The 17,094-nt window shown below is 67.3% G+C and carries 17 protein-coding genes and 1 riboswitch; of the genes, 3 read left to right on the top strand and 14 right to left on the bottom strand.

Annotation, left to right across the window (positions count from 1 at the left end):
- Nucleotides 1-57: 57 nt before the first annotated feature.
- The 3 genes from ACNO8X_RS07255 to ACNO8X_RS07245 form a co-directional block, all read right to left on the bottom strand.
- On the bottom strand, nt 58-480 hold the full coding sequence (locus ACNO8X_RS07255) for a hypothetical protein (RefSeq protein WP_418004755.1): 423 nt from the start codon (nt 478-480) through the stop codon (nt 58-60).
- A gap of 82 nt (nt 481-562) precedes the next feature.
- The gene (locus tag ACNO8X_RS07250; protein ID WP_418004754.1) at nt 563-2,041 is read right to left on the bottom strand and encodes a M28 family peptidase; all 1,479 of its coding nucleotides are present in this window, start codon (nt 2,039-2,041) and stop codon (nt 563-565) included.
- Nucleotides 2,038-3,510, bottom strand: a complete 1,473-nt coding sequence (locus tag ACNO8X_RS07245; protein WP_418004753.1) for a M28 family peptidase — start codon at nt 3,508-3,510, stop codon at nt 2,038-2,040. Before ACNO8X_RS07245 ends, ACNO8X_RS07250 begins: the two co-directional genes overlap by 4 nt.
- Before the next feature lie 150 nt (nt 3,511-3,660).
- Here ACNO8X_RS07245 and ACNO8X_RS07240 point away from each other — a divergent pair, with 150 nt between their 5' ends.
- Nucleotides 3,661-5,409, top strand: coding sequence for a glycosyltransferase (locus ACNO8X_RS07240; RefSeq protein WP_418004752.1), 1,749 nt, complete (start codon nt 3,661-3,663; stop codon nt 5,407-5,409).
- A gap of 49 nt (nt 5,410-5,458) precedes the next feature.
- Here the strand turns inward: ACNO8X_RS07240 and ACNO8X_RS07235 are convergent, their stop codons facing one another.
- The 10 genes from ACNO8X_RS07235 to thiO all read right to left on the bottom strand — a co-directional run bounded on the left by ACNO8X_RS07235 (nt 5,459) and on the right by thiO (nt 14,281).
- Nucleotides 5,459-7,051, bottom strand: coding sequence for a PGRS repeat-containing protein (locus ACNO8X_RS07235; protein ID WP_418005809.1), 1,593 nt, complete (start codon nt 7,049-7,051; stop codon nt 5,459-5,461).
- Nucleotides 7,052-7,671: 620 nt separating this feature from the next.
- Nucleotides 7,672-8,196 (bottom strand): hypothetical protein, encoded by a 525-nt coding sequence (locus ACNO8X_RS07230; protein ID WP_418004751.1) that lies wholly within the window; start codon nt 8,194-8,196, stop codon nt 7,672-7,674.
- A gap of 94 nt (nt 8,197-8,290) precedes the next feature.
- A complete protein-coding gene (locus ACNO8X_RS07225) occupies nt 8,291-9,283 on the bottom strand; it encodes an HTTM domain-containing protein (protein WP_418004750.1) in 993 nt (330 codons plus the stop codon).
- An 8-nt stretch (nt 9,284-9,291) separates the two neighbouring features.
- A complete protein-coding gene (locus ACNO8X_RS07220; protein WP_418004749.1) occupies nt 9,292-9,744 on the bottom strand; it encodes a hypothetical protein in 453 nt (150 codons plus the stop codon).
- A 137-nt stretch (nt 9,745-9,881) separates the two neighbouring features.
- Complete coding sequence (locus ACNO8X_RS07215) at nt 9,882-10,625, bottom strand: ABC transporter permease (protein ID WP_418004748.1); 744 nt, start codon at nt 10,623-10,625, stop codon at nt 9,882-9,884.
- Nucleotides 10,622-11,530, bottom strand: a complete 909-nt coding sequence (locus tag ACNO8X_RS07210; RefSeq protein ID WP_418004747.1) for an ATP-binding cassette domain-containing protein — start codon at nt 11,528-11,530, stop codon at nt 10,622-10,624. Before ACNO8X_RS07210 ends, ACNO8X_RS07215 begins: the two co-directional genes overlap by 4 nt.
- Nucleotides 11,531-11,564: 34 nt before the next feature.
- Complete coding sequence (locus ACNO8X_RS07205; RefSeq protein WP_418004746.1) at nt 11,565-12,335, bottom strand: SGNH/GDSL hydrolase family protein; 771 nt, start codon at nt 12,333-12,335, stop codon at nt 11,565-11,567.
- Nucleotides 12,332-13,090, bottom strand: a complete 759-nt coding sequence (locus tag ACNO8X_RS07200; RefSeq protein ID WP_418004745.1) for a thiazole synthase — start codon at nt 13,088-13,090, stop codon at nt 12,332-12,334. The genes ACNO8X_RS07205 and ACNO8X_RS07200 overlap by 4 nt, the downstream gene beginning before the upstream one ends.
- Nucleotides 13,083-13,280: a sulfur carrier protein ThiS gene (gene thiS, locus ACNO8X_RS07195; protein WP_071289580.1), complete on the bottom strand. Its 198-nt coding sequence runs from the start codon at nt 13,278-13,280 to the stop codon at nt 13,083-13,085. Before thiS ends, ACNO8X_RS07200 begins: the two co-directional genes overlap by 8 nt.
- Nucleotides 13,274-14,281: a glycine oxidase ThiO gene (gene thiO / locus ACNO8X_RS07190; RefSeq protein WP_418004744.1), complete on the bottom strand. Its 1,008-nt coding sequence runs from the start codon at nt 14,279-14,281 to the stop codon at nt 13,274-13,276. The genes thiS and thiO overlap by 7 nt, the downstream gene beginning before the upstream one ends.
- A 6-nt stretch (nt 14,282-14,287) precedes the next feature.
- A riboswitch (TPP riboswitch) is annotated at nt 14,288-14,398 on the bottom strand.
- Between the two features lie 25 nt (nt 14,399-14,423).
- On the opposite strand from thiO, the gene thiE reads away from it, so the two are divergent.
- Complete coding sequence (gene thiE / locus ACNO8X_RS07185) at nt 14,424-15,104, top strand: thiamine phosphate synthase (RefSeq protein ID WP_418004743.1); 681 nt, start codon at nt 14,424-14,426, stop codon at nt 15,102-15,104.
- Here the strand turns inward: thiE and ACNO8X_RS07180 are convergent.
- Nucleotides 15,094-15,579, bottom strand: a complete 486-nt coding sequence (locus ACNO8X_RS07180; protein WP_418005808.1) for an NUDIX hydrolase — start codon at nt 15,577-15,579, stop codon at nt 15,094-15,096. The two genes, thiE and ACNO8X_RS07180, sit on opposite strands and share 11 nt — an antisense overlap.
- A 196-nt stretch (nt 15,580-15,775) precedes the next feature.
- On the opposite strand from ACNO8X_RS07180, the gene glnX reads away from it, so the two are divergent.
- On the top strand, nt 15,776-17,092 hold the full coding sequence (gene glnX, locus ACNO8X_RS07175; protein ID WP_418004742.1) for a protein kinase G-activating protein GlnX: 1,317 nt from the start codon (nt 15,776-15,778) through the stop codon (nt 17,090-17,092).
- The last annotated feature ends 2 nt before the right edge of the window (nt 17,093-17,094 follow it).

Raw genomic sequence — 17,094 nt, 5'->3', positions numbered from 1 at the left:
ATCAACTTGCATGCAAGGTTGCATACAAGCAGTGATGGAGTTAACGCCGCGCGGCGGTCAGTGCCCCTGCTGCGGCTGCTGCCACTGTTGTTGCTGCTGGCCACCGTTGTAGCCGCGCCGCTGCGGCTCCTGCGTGACGGTCTGCGTCGACGTCTGCACCGAGGTCGACGTCTCCGTCGAGGTCTGGACCGACGTCGAAGTCTCGGTCTGCGTCTGGGTGGCGGTCTCGGTGTTGGTCACCGTCTCGGGAGCCGGCGCGGGCGCCTGCTGCTGCCCGCCGCCATTCCCACCGCCGCCACCACCGCCGCCGTGGTGCTCCTTGGCCGTCGTCGTCGTGGTGGTCGTGGTGCTCGACGGGGTGACCGTGACAGTGGTCGGAGCGTTGTTGCTCTGCGAGCCGCAAGCGACGGTCAGCCCGCCCATGGCCAGGATGGTGAGAGTGCCGGCAGCCGCCGACCAACGACGATGGGTGCTTTTCATGGGCACCATTACTAACCTGGCAACCTGGCAAACAGACTCTCAGAAAGCGCGATTCTGGTTATGAGCTCGCTGTGAACCTTCGCTACTTGCCTGGTTGCCGGTGTCGCTGGTCGCGCGGCGGCACGCCGTTGGGTCCGGTCAGCGACTGCGCGTAGGTGCCGACCGCAAACGCGACCGCCGGCCCGGTGACGGTGAGTGCGGCCCGGTTCAGCTGTTCGACGGTGTCGCCCGTCGGCCCGTGCGCGGGATCGAAGGCGACGCCGGCCTGCCCGCCCCACAATCTGGCCTGCAACGGCGTCTTGCGTTGCGACGTCCCCGTCGAGATGCCGCCGACGGGAACCCCGGCAGTGAGGAACGGGCCGTAGCCGCTGCCCAGATCCATCGTCATGTCCGCGGGCCGTTTGCCCGCGAGGTAGAGGTATCCGGCCAATGTGCGCTCGACGCCGGCCGACCCGGCGGGCACCGCGTCGAGCGGAATCTCGGGGTTGGACTGCCCGGACTGGTCCCCATCGAAGGTGAAGAACCCCGCGTTGGGCGAGCCGAGGATGTCGAAATCCAGGTACAGCGCAATGTCATTCAGCGGTTCGGCGGCCAGCCCGCGCACGTACTTGGTGGCGCCTTCCTGGCCCACGGCTCCCGAACCCCAGAAGGTGAACCGCACCGCGTTCTCGATCTTGGGCGAACCGCCGAGCGCTGCGGCCGTCTCCAGCAGTGCGGACACTCCGGTCGCGGCATCGTTGATGCCCGCGCTCGTCGGCGCGCTGTCGAGGTGCGCACCCGCCAGCACGACGCTGTGCTGATCACCGGTCTTGGTCTGGGCCAGGACGTTTCGTGACTTCACACCGGTGTTCTTGGCGTCGAGGGTGAGCTTGACCGGGGCATTGGTTTTCAGCAGGACGGCATCGGCGTCCTTGCCGATGATGCCCATCGGCGTGTTGAGATGCTCGTAGTAGCCGGGGCTGAACAGCCCACGCGGGGCGCCGTTCGGGTTGGGCGGACTGACCACCAGCACTGCGACGGCCCCGCGGGCCACCGCCGCGTTCTGCTTGTCGACCACTGAGCAAGTGGTGTCGTCGACCACCGCGATGGCTCCGCGCAGATTGAGGGTGCCGTAGTCGTCCGGTGCGCATCCGGCCGGCTTGACCGCGTGCAGAGTCGGCGCGCTCAGGCCACCGGGCGCGGTGGACGTCAGCAGTGACGCCTGCACCACCGACCATCTACTACCGCCGACATCGAGCACAGGGTTGCCGGGGGCACCCCGCAGCACGCGCACATACTCCGGGGTCTCGACATCGAAACCTTTGTCTCGCAACAGATTTGCCACGTAGTCGACGCTGGCCTGGTAGCCGGGCGTGCCGTCGGCACGGGTGCCCTTGTTGTCCGCGGCGATGGCGGCGAACTTCTTCAGGTGCGAGTAGATGCCGTCGGCACCCACCTTGGCCGCCAATGAGTGGCCGAGATCGGGGTCCGGTGCGGGCGGTGGCGGGACGGGTGCCTGCGCGGGCGACGCACATGCCGTCAACGCCGCCGCCAGCAGGCTTGCCGCCAATACCCGCCTCATGACGCGGAGACCACGTGCCGGGTCCGGTCATCACGAACCGGAACGCCGTTGCGGCCACCCAGATCCTGGGCGTACCGGCCGACCCCGAAAGCCACGCCCCGGCCCATGATGTCCATTGCCGTGCGGTTGATGTGCGCCAAAGTGTCCGTCTTCTTGTGATAGTTGGGGTCGAAAGGTTTACCAGCGATGCCGCCCCACAGGCGGGCCTGCTCGTCGTTCATGTTCTCCTCATCGCCGGTGCCCAGTCCACCCGCCGGAATGCCGGCCGTGGTGAAGGCGTCGTAATCCGACCGCCCGTTGAAGGGGTAGTCCTGAGGCCGCTTCCCGGCGCCGGCCAGATACCTCGTCAGCGTGCGATCGATACCCGCGGAGCCCTCGGGGATGCGTGGCACCAGGTCGTCAGCCAGCGGCGCGCCGGACAGGTCACCGTCATAGCTGAAGTAGCCGGCGTTCTCGGAGGCGAGCATGTCGAAATTCAGATACAGCGCAATGTCTTTGAGCGCTTCGACGTCGAGGGATTCGATGTATCGGTCAGAGCCGATCGTCCCCTCCTCTTCGGCGCCCCAGAACGCGAATCGCACAGCGTTCGCGACCTCGGGCGCGCTGCCCAGCTGCAGCGCCGTCTCCAGGACCGCGGCCACCCCGGACCCGTTGTCGTTGATGCCGGGTCCTTCCTTGACGCTGTCCAGATGCGCGCCGACCATCACGACGTCGTGCGCGGAACCGGTCTTGGTCTGCGCAATCACGTTGCGGGTGCGCTCAATCCGCACTCCGGCATCGAGCTTGAGGGTGACCGGACCGGGAGCGGAGCGCAGCCGGGCCCCGTCTGCCTTCGGGATGAGCACCGCCGGAATCTTCACCGTCGCCTTGGCGCCGAGGGTGCCGCCGCGCACGGGCACCCCCGCATCGTCGACGTCGTCCTTGTTGTCGGCCACCACCAGCGCCACCGCGCCGTGGACCGCCGCGGTCGCTTCCTTCACCGCGAACGGACATGTGCCGCGGTCCACCAGCGCCACCGCGCCCTTGATCGGCAGGCCGTCGTAATCGGCGCTGTTGCAGCCTGATCCGGCCCCGCCACGAACAGGCACCAGCGGTGCGGTGAGCCCTGGGGTGCCGACCGAGTACTCCAGCGCCCGCGCCGGTAGCCGCTTGCCGGCGACGGTCAGTTCCGGCGTGTTGTTGTACGCCACCTTGACTTCCATATCCGGGGTCGCGACCTCGAATCCCTTGGCGCGCAGTGCATTAGCCACGTAGTCCACGCTCGCGTCGTAGCCCGGAGTGCCGAACGCCCGGTTGCCGCCGTTGGCGTCGGCGATGGCTTGCAGCTTGGCCAGGTGACCGGTCGTCGCGTCGACGGTCACGGCCCTGGACAGATCCCCGGCGAACCCATCAGCAGCGGGTGACGACTGCGCGCACCCCGAGATTCCGACCGCCAGCACCAGCGCGAGCGCGAGCGGCGTGCGGACCATGGGCACCACCGTAGCGTGAGCGCGCACAGATTCGGCTGCGCCTGGCCAGACGGCGAATCTGAAGGCCGACGCGAGAAACCGCAAGGACCGCGCGGAAGCGTTTCTGTCGAAGCGCAGCAAACAGCAGCCGGAATCGGGTATACGAATTCAGTGGAGATTCCGCAGGGGTCGACGATCTGTCTCAACATGATCGTGCGCAACGAAGCACACATCGTCACCGAGGTGCTGGATGCGGTCGCGCCCTTCATCAACTTCTGGGTGATCGTGGACACCGGCTCCGACGATGGCACCCAAGAGACGATCCGAAATCACATGGCGCATCTCGGAATACCGGGCGAGGTGCATGAACGGACGTGGCGCAATTTCGGCGAGAATCGTTCCGAAGCGCTGCAGCTGGCGCAAGGCCACAGTGACTACATCTGGGTCATGGACGCCGACGACACCCTGCAGGGCCGGCCCGACTTCACGCGACTCTCCAACGATGTCTACGCCATGCGGATCAGCGACGGACTCCTCTACTGGCGGCGACAGCTATTTCGCGACGGCATGCCGTGGCGATACGTCGGCGTGGTGCACGAATACGCAGACTGTGCGGAGCCGTTCCGCGAGGCGCGCCTCGAAGGCGACTACTTCATCGAATCGCGCCGACTCGGCGCCCGCAACAACGATCCGAAAAAGTACGAACGGGACCGCGACCTGTTGTTGGCGGAGGTACAGCGGGACCCGACCAACGAACGCTCAGCGTTCTACCTCGCCGAAAGCTATTTCAACCTGGGCGATTTCGCCAACGCCCGGATCTGGTCGGAACGGCGCGCCGAGATGGGCGGTTGGGACGAAGAGACTTTCTACGCCCTCTGCCAGGTGGCCAGATCAATGCACCGACTCGGCGAACCATGGCCGGCGGTACTGGACGCCTACTTACGGGCCTGGGAGTTCCGGCCTACCCGCGCCGAGCCACTGCACGACATCGCCGCCGAGTACCGCGCCCGAGGCGAGTACCAGCTCGGCCATCTGTTTGCGCAACGCGCAGCGGCGATACCGCTTCCGGAGGAAGACATCCTGTTCGTCGACGCATCCGTTTACCAATGGCGCGCCACCGACGAGCAGTCGGTGTGCGCATCGTGGATCGGCCGGCACGAAGAATCGTTCACCTTGTGCCGCGAGTTGCTGAACCGCTCCGATATCCCCGACGACGACCGTCGCAGAATCGCCACCAACCGCGACCAAGCAGCTCCGGCCCTGCTGGAGGCCGCAACGTCTTATCCAGAATCGTTGGTGCGCACTACTATTGGTCACGACGTGAAGGCTGAGATCAGCGTCAGCCTGGTAACCGGGGCACGCCGCAGCGTAGTGGAAGCGACCGTGGATTCCTTCTTGAACTGCTGCCTCGACGTCGCGCGCGTCGGCCGCTTCGTCGCGCTCGACACCGGATTGCCGGAGGCGGATCGGCGGGCGTTACTGCGCAGGTATCCGTTCCTGGAACTCATCACCGGCCCTCGCAGCGCGGGCGTCGCCCAACTGCAGTACATCCAGGACAGACTGCGCAGCCGATATTGGCTGCACCTCGGTCAGGGCTGGCGGTTCTTCTCGCCGGAGGCTCTCATCGGCCGTCTGCAGGCAGTACTGGCCGCGGAGCCGCATGTCGTCCAAGTCGGCGTCAACGTCGATGATGCCCACTCACTGGCGGGCTCATGTGCGGTCGCCGATGCCGTCCGCAGCACGGGCGACGGTACTCGGTACGTGCTCGTCGGCGCAGCCACCACAGGACCCGCGATGTTCGACGTCGAGCGACTCAATCAAGTCCTGGGCTCCGGACCCATCACCGCTCAACTAGACGGGGTGTTCTGCATCCAGCGTCCAGAGCAGGTAGAGCCGGAATCCACGAAAGACCACCCCTGACAAGGTATTTCACTGCCAGGGGTGGTCGACCGCCGTGGTTGGTTGACAGCTATGCGCCGCCGCCGGCACCACCTGCGCCGCCGGCACCGCCACCGCCGCCTGCGCCGCCCGCGCCACCTGCGCCGCCACCGGTCACCGCACCAAACGGACCCGCAATGCCGATGGAACCGTTGGTCCCCTTGCTGCCGGTACTGCCCTTGCTGCCGGTACTGCCGGTGTGTCCCGCACTGCCCGGGGTACCGCTGGTTCCGGTAGCTCCGGTACTTCCCGACGCACCGGTGCTTCCTGTCTTTCCGGTGGCACCCGTAGACCCGGTGGCGCCATTCGCACCAGTCGAGCCCTTTGCGCCTGTCGCTCCAGTGCTGCCGGCCGTTCCACCCGAACCGAGACCCAGGCCGCCCAGCAATCCGCCGCCGCCACCCGCGCCGGCCGCACCTCCGGTACCGCCCGTGCCACCGATTCCACCCGAGCCGCCCTGGCCGCCACCACCACCGGCACCGGCGTTGCCCGGGTTGCCGCCGCTACCACCAACACCACCAGTGCCCCCGGCGCCGGCCACTCCACCGGTGCCACCCGTGCCACCGGTGCCACCGGTGCCACCCGTGCCACCCGTGCCGCCGTCTCCACCCTTGTAGGGCGTGAACGGAGTCACGATCGCGTCGCCACCAGCGCCGCCGGTACCGCCCGTGCCACCAGTGCCACCGGTGCCACCCGTGCCACCCGTGCCACCGGTGCCACCAGCTCCACCAGTACCACCAGCGCCACCTTTGCCGCCGTCGCCGGCATTGCCACCGGTGCCGCCCGTGCCACCGGATCCACCGGTACCGCCCGTGCCACCGGTGCCGCCGATACCGCCGTTGCCGCCCTGTCCACCGCCGCCGAACAGCGTGAGCAACCCAGCGTTGCCGCCCGCGCCACCTGCGCCTGCAGCTGTGCCTTGCAAGCCGGTTCCGCCCGCGCCACCGCCGCCGCCAGAACCACCCGGGGTGCCTGATCCGCCGACGCCACCGGTGCCACCGGTACCACCCGTGCCGCCGGTGCCACCCGTGCCGCCGGTGCCACCGGCACCGCCCGCGTTGCCCGCGCCGCCCGTGCCGCCCGTGCCGCCGTTGAAACCGAGCAAGAAGCCGTTGCTGCCGCTGGAACCGACGCTACCCGCCGTACCCGCCGTACCTGCGGTACCCGCCGTACCCGCGGTACCCGCGGTACCCGCTTGGCCGGTCGAGCCCGTACTACCCGCGCCGCCGGTCGCGCCATCGGTACCCACAGCACCGTCGCCGCCGGCGCCGCCGGTCACACCGGTGTCGCCAAAGCCGCCGGCGCCGCCGGCGCCGCCTTTGCCACCGGTCCCGAACAGCCCGAGCAGACCCATGCTTCCGCCACGCCCACCGTTGCTGCCGGCGATCGTTGCGGTGCCGTCGGCGCCATTACCGCCACCACCACCGCTACCGAACAGCAGGCCGGCAGCACCGCCGTCCCCGCCGTCTACGCCGGCATCTGTGCTGTCCCAGCCCGCCCCGCCATCACCGAACAAAATGCCGCCGGCCTGCCCGTTCGGATGCAGGGCCGTGCCGGCCGCGCCGTTGCAGATCAGACCACACGGGCTATCCAGCGGATCCTGAGCCGGCTGCATCAGCGGCATCAACATCTGCGGCGGGTTGTTCCCACCTTCGCCGAACAAACCGGTCAGCCACCACAACGGGTTGTTCGGATCCGACGGAGGAGCCAGCGGAAGGCTGAAATCAGTCAATTGGACGGCACGCACCGGCGGCGACGACGCAGTAAGCGCATCGAGCGCCCCGGGCGGAATCGCCATGACGATGCCGGCACTCGCGGCCGCGACGCCCAAGGCACCGGTAGCGAGATAGTTGACGGACCTCAAGGTCCTGCCGGACTTTTGTTTGCGATGCTTGGACACGATCGAATCCTCCTTCGGATTCAAAGTGTTTCGTCGGCCCCGCGCTCGACTAAATGGAAATTACCACCGTTTGCCCCATTGCCAATAGATTCGTCAGAAAATTCCGATAATCGCACTTCAATGGCCAGTATTCTTCCACCATTGTTAATTTATGGAATTTGCGGCGGGCCGGATATTAACTACCGATGCAAAATAATTTTCAGCGATTTCGGCGCACAGTCCGAGCACGTAGGCCACCGGACGATGAATAGTCAATTTCGACGATCGAATTACCATTTGGTGATTCGCGACAACTTCCGATCAGCTACCGCGGGGCAGCCCGCCGGCTGCAGCGCCTGTCGGGCTTACTTGCAGAGGCCGGCGATTTTCATGCTGACGGCTTCGCCAGCCTTCAACCGACCGGCCTGCGCCGGGTCGGCGCCGCTGACCCCCGCCTGTCCGTACATCGAAATATCCTGCAGATCAATGGAGAACTCGCGAATTGCGGCAGCCAGGTCGGCGGGCGTCGCCGCATCGAGATGCGCCTGCAAGTACTCCGCGCCGCTGCTCATTGCCAGACGCGAGACCGCCGTGACGGCCTGCACCGCAACCGGCTCAGAACCGAGATCCGTGTGCGTCTGCAGCGCCACCGCCGTACGCACGGTCGCAAAGGCGCCACACGCGCGGGCCTTCGCGTCAGCGATCTGTTGCCCACTGGGCGCCGGCGCCGACGGAACTGATTGGTGCGGCGGCGATACCAACGCCCAGACTGCGACACCGAGTGCAACCATCGCAACTGCCAGCGACGCCGGAGCGATCCACCTCGGCTGAACATCCACCTCGACAGGCCGGCGCGAGACGGGCGATGCTTCCGATTCTGCGTCCGACATGATCGCGATGGTAGAACAGCGAACCCGTCAACATCGGGCTGTTGGACGAACAGCCGGCAGCACCGAGTCCATTCGAGCCATAGCTGGGGTGCGGCTATCGCGGCGGAACAGAAACAGCGTCACTGTCGTCCACCTCAACAAGGGGTGCCGCGGTTACCTTGCAACGACAGACCCGTCGTACCAGCGAACCGAGCCCACCACGAACGTCCTCCGCTACCGCCTTGCACCGTTCCCACGGCACGAACGACAGGTACAGCACGAAGACGGCCAGTGAGAAGAATCCGACGACCATCGTCAACAGGATGATCAGATGCAGGACTACGCCGGCTATCAATACCTTTGTGCGCCAACGTTTGTTCCACACGAACACCCCGACCGAGAACTCGACCAGCAGGGTGCCCCACGTCATCGCATTGCCGATCAGCGGGCTGGCGGCCATCCACGCCGGACTCGGCAGCAGCAGCATGTCGTCGAGTCGCAACGTGTAGGACACGGCGGAGCCGTTCTGCCACGTATCGCCATGCAATTTCGCAATCACCGTGGTGATGTAGATGATCGATATCTGGACCTGCATCAAACGGAGCGGCCAGACCTTGATGTCCCGCGCGGACCAGAAGGACCCCGAGTTCCGACGCTGGTCCAACGACAGCGCCGCACCACACGGCGAGAGCGCCAAATACAGTGACAGGATTCGGATCAACCCGTCACCCGAGTTGAATATCCAGGGATTGCGGCGTTCGAAAGACATGATCATCACGAACACCAGGAAGGCTGCCAGCTTGGTGCGCCAGCCGACGATCAGGACAAGCGACGCCAGCATCAGCACGATCCAGCCGACGAGCAACGCGGTATCACCCGGCCAGGCGTAGAACACGCCCCACAAGTAGGGGTACGTCGGCGGCTGCGGCACGATGCCGTTGACGCTGAACTTGTCGTACAAGTCGAATCCGAGCTCGATCGACCAGAGGAAAGCCAACGCGCCGAAGGCAATCCGGATGATCCCCAGCGTGTAAGCCGGCTCCGTACTGAACCAGAAGCTCCGCCAGCTCTGCAACGCGCTGAGGCCCGATTCACGCAACTTCGCCACCGGAGCAATCATGACGCGGGCCCAAACTTCCAGTCGTACAAGATCTTTTGTTCGTGTTCCTCCGGCGCATTGGAGCCTGGAGGCCGAAGCTTGCGGGTATCGGAGAAGATCGTGACACCGACCGGGCGCTCCCCGGGCCGCATCAGTTTCCGCACGACCCACATCGCATACGCCGGTCGGGTCACCGGCTCATTGACCAACTGTTCCTTGAACTTTCGCCACCGATCCCAGTTGAACTGGCCTATCAGCGACCGGTCGCCTTCGAATTTCCATACCCGTCGCGCACCACTGTCATACAGCACAGCGGTTTCCACTTCCGCCACCGACAGCGGCGGGTTCGGTGAGAACATGCCCCACCCCTGGTCCAAGCCCGTGAACCGGGCAACCGGCTGCAACGGCGGCACCATGGCGTCCTTGATCGGCGCGCCCGGAATGCTCCAGATCACCGCAACGGTCAGCACGATGATGATGCCGAAGCTGGCGAGAGCCTCCCGCAATTCAGACCCACGGGAGGTATGCCGCCCGAGCGATCTCTCCAACAGGCGTCGCAAACGAGACATTCTCAGGATCGTAGAACCGGGGCCCTGGATCCCGCAGGCTACGGATCGCGCCGGGTGACCACCACGAGCGCCAGCGCGAACACCACCGCCGCAACCGCGGCGAAGTAGAGGGCCGCGCCGACCGGTCCCCACCACAACGAGAACGTCTGGAACCAAGGGGTCTTGGTGAAGGTATAGGCGTTCCCGAAGGGCAGCCACGGTCCCACTCGCGCGCCGACCTGAGGCAGCGCGCCGAGCACCGGTTCCACGACGAACGGCATCAACAACACCACCGCAACCACTGCCGCGGCGTGCCGTAACAACCCGCCCAAACCGACGGCCAGCACCGCTCCCAACACGGAGTACAGCGACATCGCACCGACGGCACGCCATACCTGACTGCTGGCGAAGGACAACTCCGCGCCCTGCTGCGCGTTCACCAACGAAGCCGCAAACGCGATCGAGCCCGCCACCATGATCGCGGTGACGACGGCGGAGAGCGCCGCCATCACGATCGCTTTCGCCGCCAGCGCCCACGCCCGGTGCGGGGTGGCCAGGAACGTCGTGCGGATCATGCCGGACCGGTACTCCCCCGTTACCGACATGGCGGACAGGATCATCAGCACCGGCACGCCGAAAACACTGACGCCGATCGCCGCCCGCTCGGGCTTGAGCACCCCGTAGGGCCCCAGCGCCGCCGCCTGAATCGCGGCGAACCCCAGGCCCACCACCACAACCGTCAGGATGAGCCAGATCGGTGAACGCGTGGTCTGCAGCTTGATCCGTTCGGCATTGATGGTCATGGCGCACCCACTGCCCGGTAGTCGACAGCGTCGTCGGTCAGTCGCATGTACGCCTCCTCCAAGGAGGCCTGCTGGGCGGCCAGTTCGTGCAGCACGATTCCGTGGCCGGCAGCCAACTCCCCCACCTGCTCTGCCGAGATTCCCCGAACCAGCAGCACCCCGTCGGAAAGCTGGGCCGACGCATCGTGCGCCGTCAACAACTCCTGCAGGCGATCCAACTGCGGGCTGCGCACCCGGATGGTGTCGCTGCCGGAGCTCGTCAGGAACTCGGCCATGGTGCTCGAGCTGATCAACTGGCCCCGTCCGATCACCAGCAGTCGGTCTGCCGTGTTCGCCATCTCCGCCAGCAGGTGACTCGAGACCAAGACCGTCCGGCCCTCAGATGCCAAGTCCCGCATGAGCGTCCGAATCCACCGAATGCCCTCCGGGTCCAGCCCGTTCACCGGTTCGTCGAACAGCAACACCTCGGGATCGCCGAGCAATGCCACCGCGATACCCAACCGCTGCGACATACCGAGCGAGAATGTGCCGGCCTGTTTCCCCGCGACATCGGTCAGTCCGACGATGTTCAGCACTTCATCGACGCGCGCCTTCGGCAGTTTGTTGCTGGCGGCCAGCCACCGAAGATGCGCCCGAGCCGTGCGGTTGGGATGCACCTGCCGGGCATCGAGCAGCGCGCCGACGCTGCGCAGCGGATGCTTCAGCTCCCGGTACGTCTTGCCGAGCACCGTCACGGTGCCGGCGGTCGGGCGGTCCAGCCCGACGATCATGCGCATCGTGGTGGACTTGCCCGCGCCGTTCGGGCCCAGAAAACCGGTGACGAAGCCGGGCTCGACGGAACAGGTCAGATCATCGACGGCACGTTTGCGCCCGAAAACCTTTGTCAATCCGGTCAGCTGGATCATCGCCCGACAACCCCCTTGCCTGGTGGCAACACCATCAGGCGCACGATACGCGTTCGATCACCATCCGCGCGACGGCGCGCATACCCGCGGCATTGGGGTGCAGCGGCGCCACCCGGCCCGGCAGCGGCAGGTGAAACGCGGTGGTCCAGGGATCGGCGGACCACGCATGGTGATCGCGACTGGCGTCCGCGGCCCGCACCAGTTCGCAGCCGGTGTCCGCGGCGGCCGCGGCCGTCAGCTCGGCCAGCCGAGCGGCGACGTGCCGGCCGAGGTCGGCTTCAGTGGCACCGATCGGTGGCGCAGGTACCCCGGCCGGCGGCAGCAGCGTCAGGTAGTCGACGAACAGCACCCGGGCCTGTGGCGCACGCCGACGTACTTCTCGCCCAACGGTTTTCAATGACTCGGCCACAACATCGAGCGCCTGGTCCCGCGCCGTCGGGTCGAGTAGTCCGCGCAGCAGCCCGCCGGCGACCGGCACCGACCGCAGGAAGCGGGGCAAACAGGCGGCCCCGAGCATCGGGACGTAGCCGGCGTCGTTACCACCGATGGTGATGGTGACCAACGACTCCGTTCCGTCGAGGGCGTCGACCTGCGGCGGCTCGCCGAACTGCCGTTCGGAGAGCACGTGCGCGGTGGTGGCGCCCGAAAAGGTCACGTCGACAAGGTCGTAACCGAGATGCGCGGCGACGAGGCGCGGATAGTTGACCGCCGACCTGCCGGACCGCTTCGGTGCGCCGGGCGCCCCCGGCGCGATGCCGGGTCCGGCCGCCATCGAACTACCGAGGGCGACGTACCGCGCGGTCATAGCGCCGGGCTGGAGGCCTGCGCCCAGAACCGCTTGGGGACGCGGCCTGCCCGCGACGCCAGCCGACCGGCGCTGACCGCGGCGGCCATCGCGGCGGCCATCATCGGCGGGTCCGAGGCCCGCGTCACCGCGGTCGCGAGAAGCACTGCGTCACAACCCAGTTCCATCGCGAGGGCAGCATCGCTTGCCGTGCCGATACCGGCGTCGAGCACCACCGGCACCCCGGCGGCCGCGACGATCATCTCGATGTTGTGCGGGTTGGAGATGCCCAGCCCCGTGCCGATCGGCGCGCCCAACGGCATCACCGCGGCGCAACCGGTGTCCTCGAGCCGCCTGGCCAGCACCGGGTCATCGTTGGTGTAGGGCAGGACGACGAAACCGTCATCCACCAATTGTTCTGCGGCGCGGACCAATTCGATCGCATCCGGCAGCAGGGTGCGCTCGTCGGCGATCACTTCGAGCTTCACCCAGTTGGTCTGCAAGGCTTCGCGCGCCAGCTGCGCGGTCAGCACCGCTTCGGCGGCACCGCGACAGCCGGCGGTGTTGGGCAATGCCGCGATGCCGAGCCGATTGAGCAAATCCAGTACCCCGGTGCCGGTTTCGGCATCGATGCGCCGCATCGCGACGGTGGTCAGCTCGGTGCCCGAGGCGACGAGCGCCTCCTCCAGGATCGCCAGATTCGCCGCGCCGCCGGTACCCATGATGAGCCGGGAGCCGAACTCGCGGTCCTCGATGCGCAGGATGTCCTCAGCCACCTTGCACCGCCGTCACGACCTCGATCTTGACGCCCTCGGTCAGGACGTCGTCCCACTCCGACCGCGGCAGCACCGACCAGTCCACGGCGACGGCGATGCCTTTGTCCGGAAAGCCCAGTGTGTCAATCAATTCGGCTACCGTGGTGCCTTCACGGATGTCCACGCTCTCATCGTTGACTGTGATCAGCACAGTGCCACCTTCTCTCTCGCATCGCCGGTCAACAGGTCCGAAATCCGTTGTGCGGTCCACGGGGCCAGCAGAAAGCCGTTCCGGCCGTGACCGGTGGCCGCCAGCGTGCGGTCGTCGAGCCAGCCCACGATCGGCAGACCGTCCGGTGTCATCGGCCGCAGTCCCGCAGCACATTCGGCCAGTTCGTATTCGCCGAGTGCCGGCATCACGGCACAGGCATCGTCGAGAATGTCGCGCACGCCGGTGACCGTGGGAGCGGTGTCGCGGCCGTGCTCATACTGGGTCGCGCCGGCGACCACACCGTCGGCCCGCGGCACCAGATACACCTGGCGCCCATGCACCCGGGCCCGAACCACCCGCTGCGGCACCGGCATACAGCCCTTGCGCCAGCGCAGCCGGAGAATCTCGCCCTTCACCGGACGCACCTGCAGGCCCGGCCACAGTGCCGGGGCGTCGATTCCGTTGGCCAGCACGGTGATGTCGGCATCGCGCGTCTGATCCAGCGAGTCGACCGGCCCGGCCCACTGCACGCCCAGGCGGTCGCAGTGCGCGATCAGCCCCTCGACCACCAGCCGGTTGTCCACGGCCAGTTCGGTTTCCGCGTGAAAGCCGTGTCGAATCCCCTGCGCCAGCAGCGGTTCGAGATCGCGGGCGGCGGTCGTGAGGGTCACGGGATAGCCCTGCGCCGCCAGCCACTCGGCGACCGTGCGGACGTCGGCCGCATCGGCGCGGTCCACCGCCACCACCAGCGAGTCACGGGCCGTCACCACGTCGTCGGGCAGTCCGTCGAGGAAGCCGCCGTGCCACAGCGCCAGGGAGTCCAGGCCCAGCTGCAACTGGTCCTGCTCTCCCGGCCAGCCCTCGGAGTGCGGTGCGAGCATGCCGCCGGCGACCCAAGAGGCACCGGGCGCCTCGGTCCGGTGCACGCGCACCGACCATCCGTCGAGCGCGGCGCGGCGCGCCACGGACAGACCGATGACGCCGCCGCCAACTACAGCCATGCCAGCCGGCACGATAAATCCTCTCCCTTCGCCGGCATGATCCGGATCAGGTGTGACGGTAAGGGTAGGACGACCCCACTCTCAGCCCCCGGTCCTGGGACTCCCGTGTTGCGGCGTCCACGGTAGTCGCTACCGTCGCGCTGTGCCTAAAGCCACCCAGCGTCTGCAGTCCGCATCCCTCTACCTGTGCACCGACGCCCGCCGGGAACGCGGTGACCTGGCCGAGTTCGCGGACGCGGCGCTGGCCGGCGGCGTGGACATCATCCAGCTGCGGGACAAGGGCTCAGCAGGCGAAGCGCAGTTCGGTACCCTGGAGGCCAAGCAGGAATTGGCGGCGCTGGAGGTGCTGGCCGAGGCGGCACAACGGCACGGCGCGCTGTTCGCGGTGAACGACCGGGCCGACATCGCCCGCGGCGCGCACGCTGACGTGCTGCACCTGGGCCAGGACGATCTGCCGCTGTCGCTGGCCCGTGAGATCGTCGGGCCCGATCCGCTGTTCGGCCGCTCGACGCATGACGAGCAGCAGCTGGCCGTCTCGGTGACCGAGGACGTCGACTACTTCTGCGTCGGCCCGTGCTGGCCGACGCCCACCAAGCCGGGGCGTACGGCGCCCGGACTGGATCTGGTGCGGGCCGCGTCTCGAGCCGTCACTGCGTCGGGTTCCGCTAAACCCTGGTTCGCAATCGGCGGTATCGACCTGGCACGCGTCCCCGAGGTGGTGGCCGCCGGCGCCCGCCGCATCGTGGTGGTCCGGGCGATCACCGCTGCCGAAGATCCGGCCGCGGCGGCCCGGGCTCTCAAGCAGGCGCTGCCTACGAACTGAGCGGGATAGCCGCCGTCACGCTGCGCAGCTGTTCCCAGCTGGCGGCGAACCCGGGATGCAACGGCAGCGAGTCGACATCGTCCTCGGAGACCCAGCGCAGCTCGACGCTCTCGCGGTTGGGCACGGTCTCGAGTTGTTCAGGCGCGTCGGCGATGACCGTGGTGTACGTCCACACCTCGCCGATCGCGGTCGCGGTGACGACCGTGGTCCGGACCGTCAGCTGCTCGGCCAGCAGGCCGGCTTCCTCGTAGGCCTCCCGGACCGCGGCTTCCTCGACAGTTTCGTGGCTGTCGCGCGCCCCGCCCGGCAGCGCCCAGGTACCGCCTTGATGACTCCACGGCGCGCGGTACTGCAGCAGCACCGCCGCCCCGCCACCCGGCTGCGGCGCCCGCAGCAGAAGTCCGGCCGCGCCATGGCGACCCCAGAAGTGGGAGCCGTCAGCCGCGAGCACCCATCCGTCACCGTCGCCCTGCACGGAACCCACAATAGGACCATCCCTATTGATGCCAAGTTCTCGATGTTGGCAGAGTCGGGGCGTAGCGCTTGGAATCTCCGAATATTTGAGACCGGGCCGACCGGGAATCCACCCCCTACGCGCCGCAAGCTCTTAGACTTCTATTAAACGAGTTCGGCAGGGTCAGCGGATCCGGAAAGTTGAGGTCGGCGCACACGTGACGGTGGAGTTGGCGCACCCTTCGACCGAGCCCGTCGTGTCCCGGTCACCCGGAGCTCCCGCGCACACTCGATGGTGGTTCATGTGGACCACGCCCGGCCGCATCCTGCTCATCGGATTGATGCTGGCCAGCCTGGTGCTGGCCTGCGCCTTCGCCACGTCGACCACGATCCACGCCCGCCAGCAGGCGCTGACCACGGTGCTCGATCACACCGAGCCGCTGGCATTCGCGGCCGGCCAGCTCTACACCACGCTGTCTGTCGCCGACGCCGCGGCCGCGACGGCGTTCATCGCGGGCTCGGAGCCGCAGGATGTCCGGCAACGCTATGAGCAGGCGATCACCGATGCCGCGGTCGCGGTCACCGCCGCGTCCAGCGGTCTGACCGACGAGCCCATGGTGAAAGTGCTCGGGCACATCAATGCCGAACTGGCGGTCTACACGGGCCTGGTGGAGACGGCCCGGACCAACAACCGCGCGGGCAACCCGGTGGGTTCGTCGTACCTGTCCGAGGCGTCGTGGCTGATGCAGACCCAGATCCTGCCCGACGCGCAGCGGCTCTACGAGAACACGTCGGCACGCGTGAATTCGGAGACCAGCGGCTCGTCACAGGTGCCCGCACCGGTGATCCTGGTGGTCGCGGCGACGCTGATGTTCGGCTTCTTCTCCAACCGCTGGCTGGCCCGGCACACCCGCAGGCGCGTCAACATCGGGTTCGTCGCCGGGGGCATGGCGGTGCTGATCATGACCGTCTGGATAGGTGCCACCCTCATCATCTCGACGGCGGACACCCGGCATGCCCGCAACACGGCGGCATCGCTGCAAACCGTGACCAGCATGGCCATCACGGCACAGCAGGCGCGTGCCGACGAGACGCTGTCGCTGATCCGGCGGGGCGACGAGAGCGTCCGCAAGCAGTCGTACTACCACCGCATCGACGCCCTGCAACTGCAGCTGGCGGAGTACATGCGCCGGCCCGATGCGATCGGCAAGAAGGACCTGACGGGCGCCGATCAGCTGATCCGCCGCTGGCGCGCCGCCGACGACCGGATCAACGCCTACATCTCCACCGGTAACTACCAATCCGCCACCCAAGTGGCCCTTGGCACCAGCGAGGACGATTCGACGCCGGCCTTCGACAAGCTCGACGAGGCTCTCTCCAAAGGCATCGACGAAAGCCGCAAGCAGCTGCGCAGCGACATCCTGAATGGACGTCAGGCCCTGTCCGGAGCGACGGTCGGCGCGGCGGCGCTGAGCGTCGCCGCGGCCCTCGCGGTGGCGCTCGGGCTGTGGCCGAGGTTGAGTGAATACCGATGAGT

The sequence above is a fragment of the Mycobacterium sp. PDNC021 genome, from assembly GCF_048282635.1.
Lineage (GTDB): Bacteria > Actinomycetota > Actinomycetes > Mycobacteriales > Mycobacteriaceae > Mycobacterium > Mycobacterium llatzerense.
The sequence above is the reverse complement of the archived record's forward strand: the minus strand, read 5'-3'. Positions and strand labels throughout refer to the sequence as shown.

What these genes read in the sequence shown, in the direction of transcription:
- ACNO8X_RS07205 (WP_418004746.1), bottom strand. Translation starts at nt 12,335, where the DNA reads ATGACCGCGCGGTACGTCGCCCTCGGTAGTTCGATGGCGGCCGGACCC.
- ACNO8X_RS07250 (WP_418004754.1), bottom strand. Translation starts at nt 2,041, where the DNA reads ATGAGGCGGGTATTGGCGGCAAGCCTGCTGGCGGCGGCGTTGACGGCA.
- ACNO8X_RS07210 (WP_418004747.1), bottom strand. Translation starts at nt 11,530, where the DNA reads ATGATCCAGCTGACCGGATTGACAAAGGTTTTCGGGCGCAAACGTGCC.
- ACNO8X_RS07235 (WP_418005809.1), bottom strand. Translation starts at nt 7,051, where the DNA reads ATGCCGCTGATGCAGCCGGCTCAGGATCCGCTGGATAGCCCGTGTGGT.
- ACNO8X_RS07215 (WP_418004748.1), bottom strand. Translation starts at nt 10,625, where the DNA reads ATGACCATCAATGCCGAACGGATCAAGCTGCAGACCACGCGTTCACCG.
- ACNO8X_RS07230 (WP_418004751.1), bottom strand. Translation starts at nt 8,196, where the DNA reads ATGTCGGACGCAGAATCGGAAGCATCGCCCGTCTCGCGCCGGCCTGTC.
- ACNO8X_RS07255 (WP_418004755.1), bottom strand. Translation starts at nt 480, where the DNA reads ATGAAAAGCACCCATCGTCGTTGGTCGGCGGCTGCCGGCACTCTCACC.
- thiO (WP_418004744.1), bottom strand. Translation starts at nt 14,281, where the DNA reads ATGGCTGTAGTTGGCGGCGGCGTCATCGGTCTGTCCGTGGCGCGCCGC.
- ACNO8X_RS07245 (WP_418004753.1), bottom strand. Translation starts at nt 3,510, where the DNA reads ATGGTCCGCACGCCGCTCGCGCTCGCGCTGGTGCTGGCGGTCGGAATC.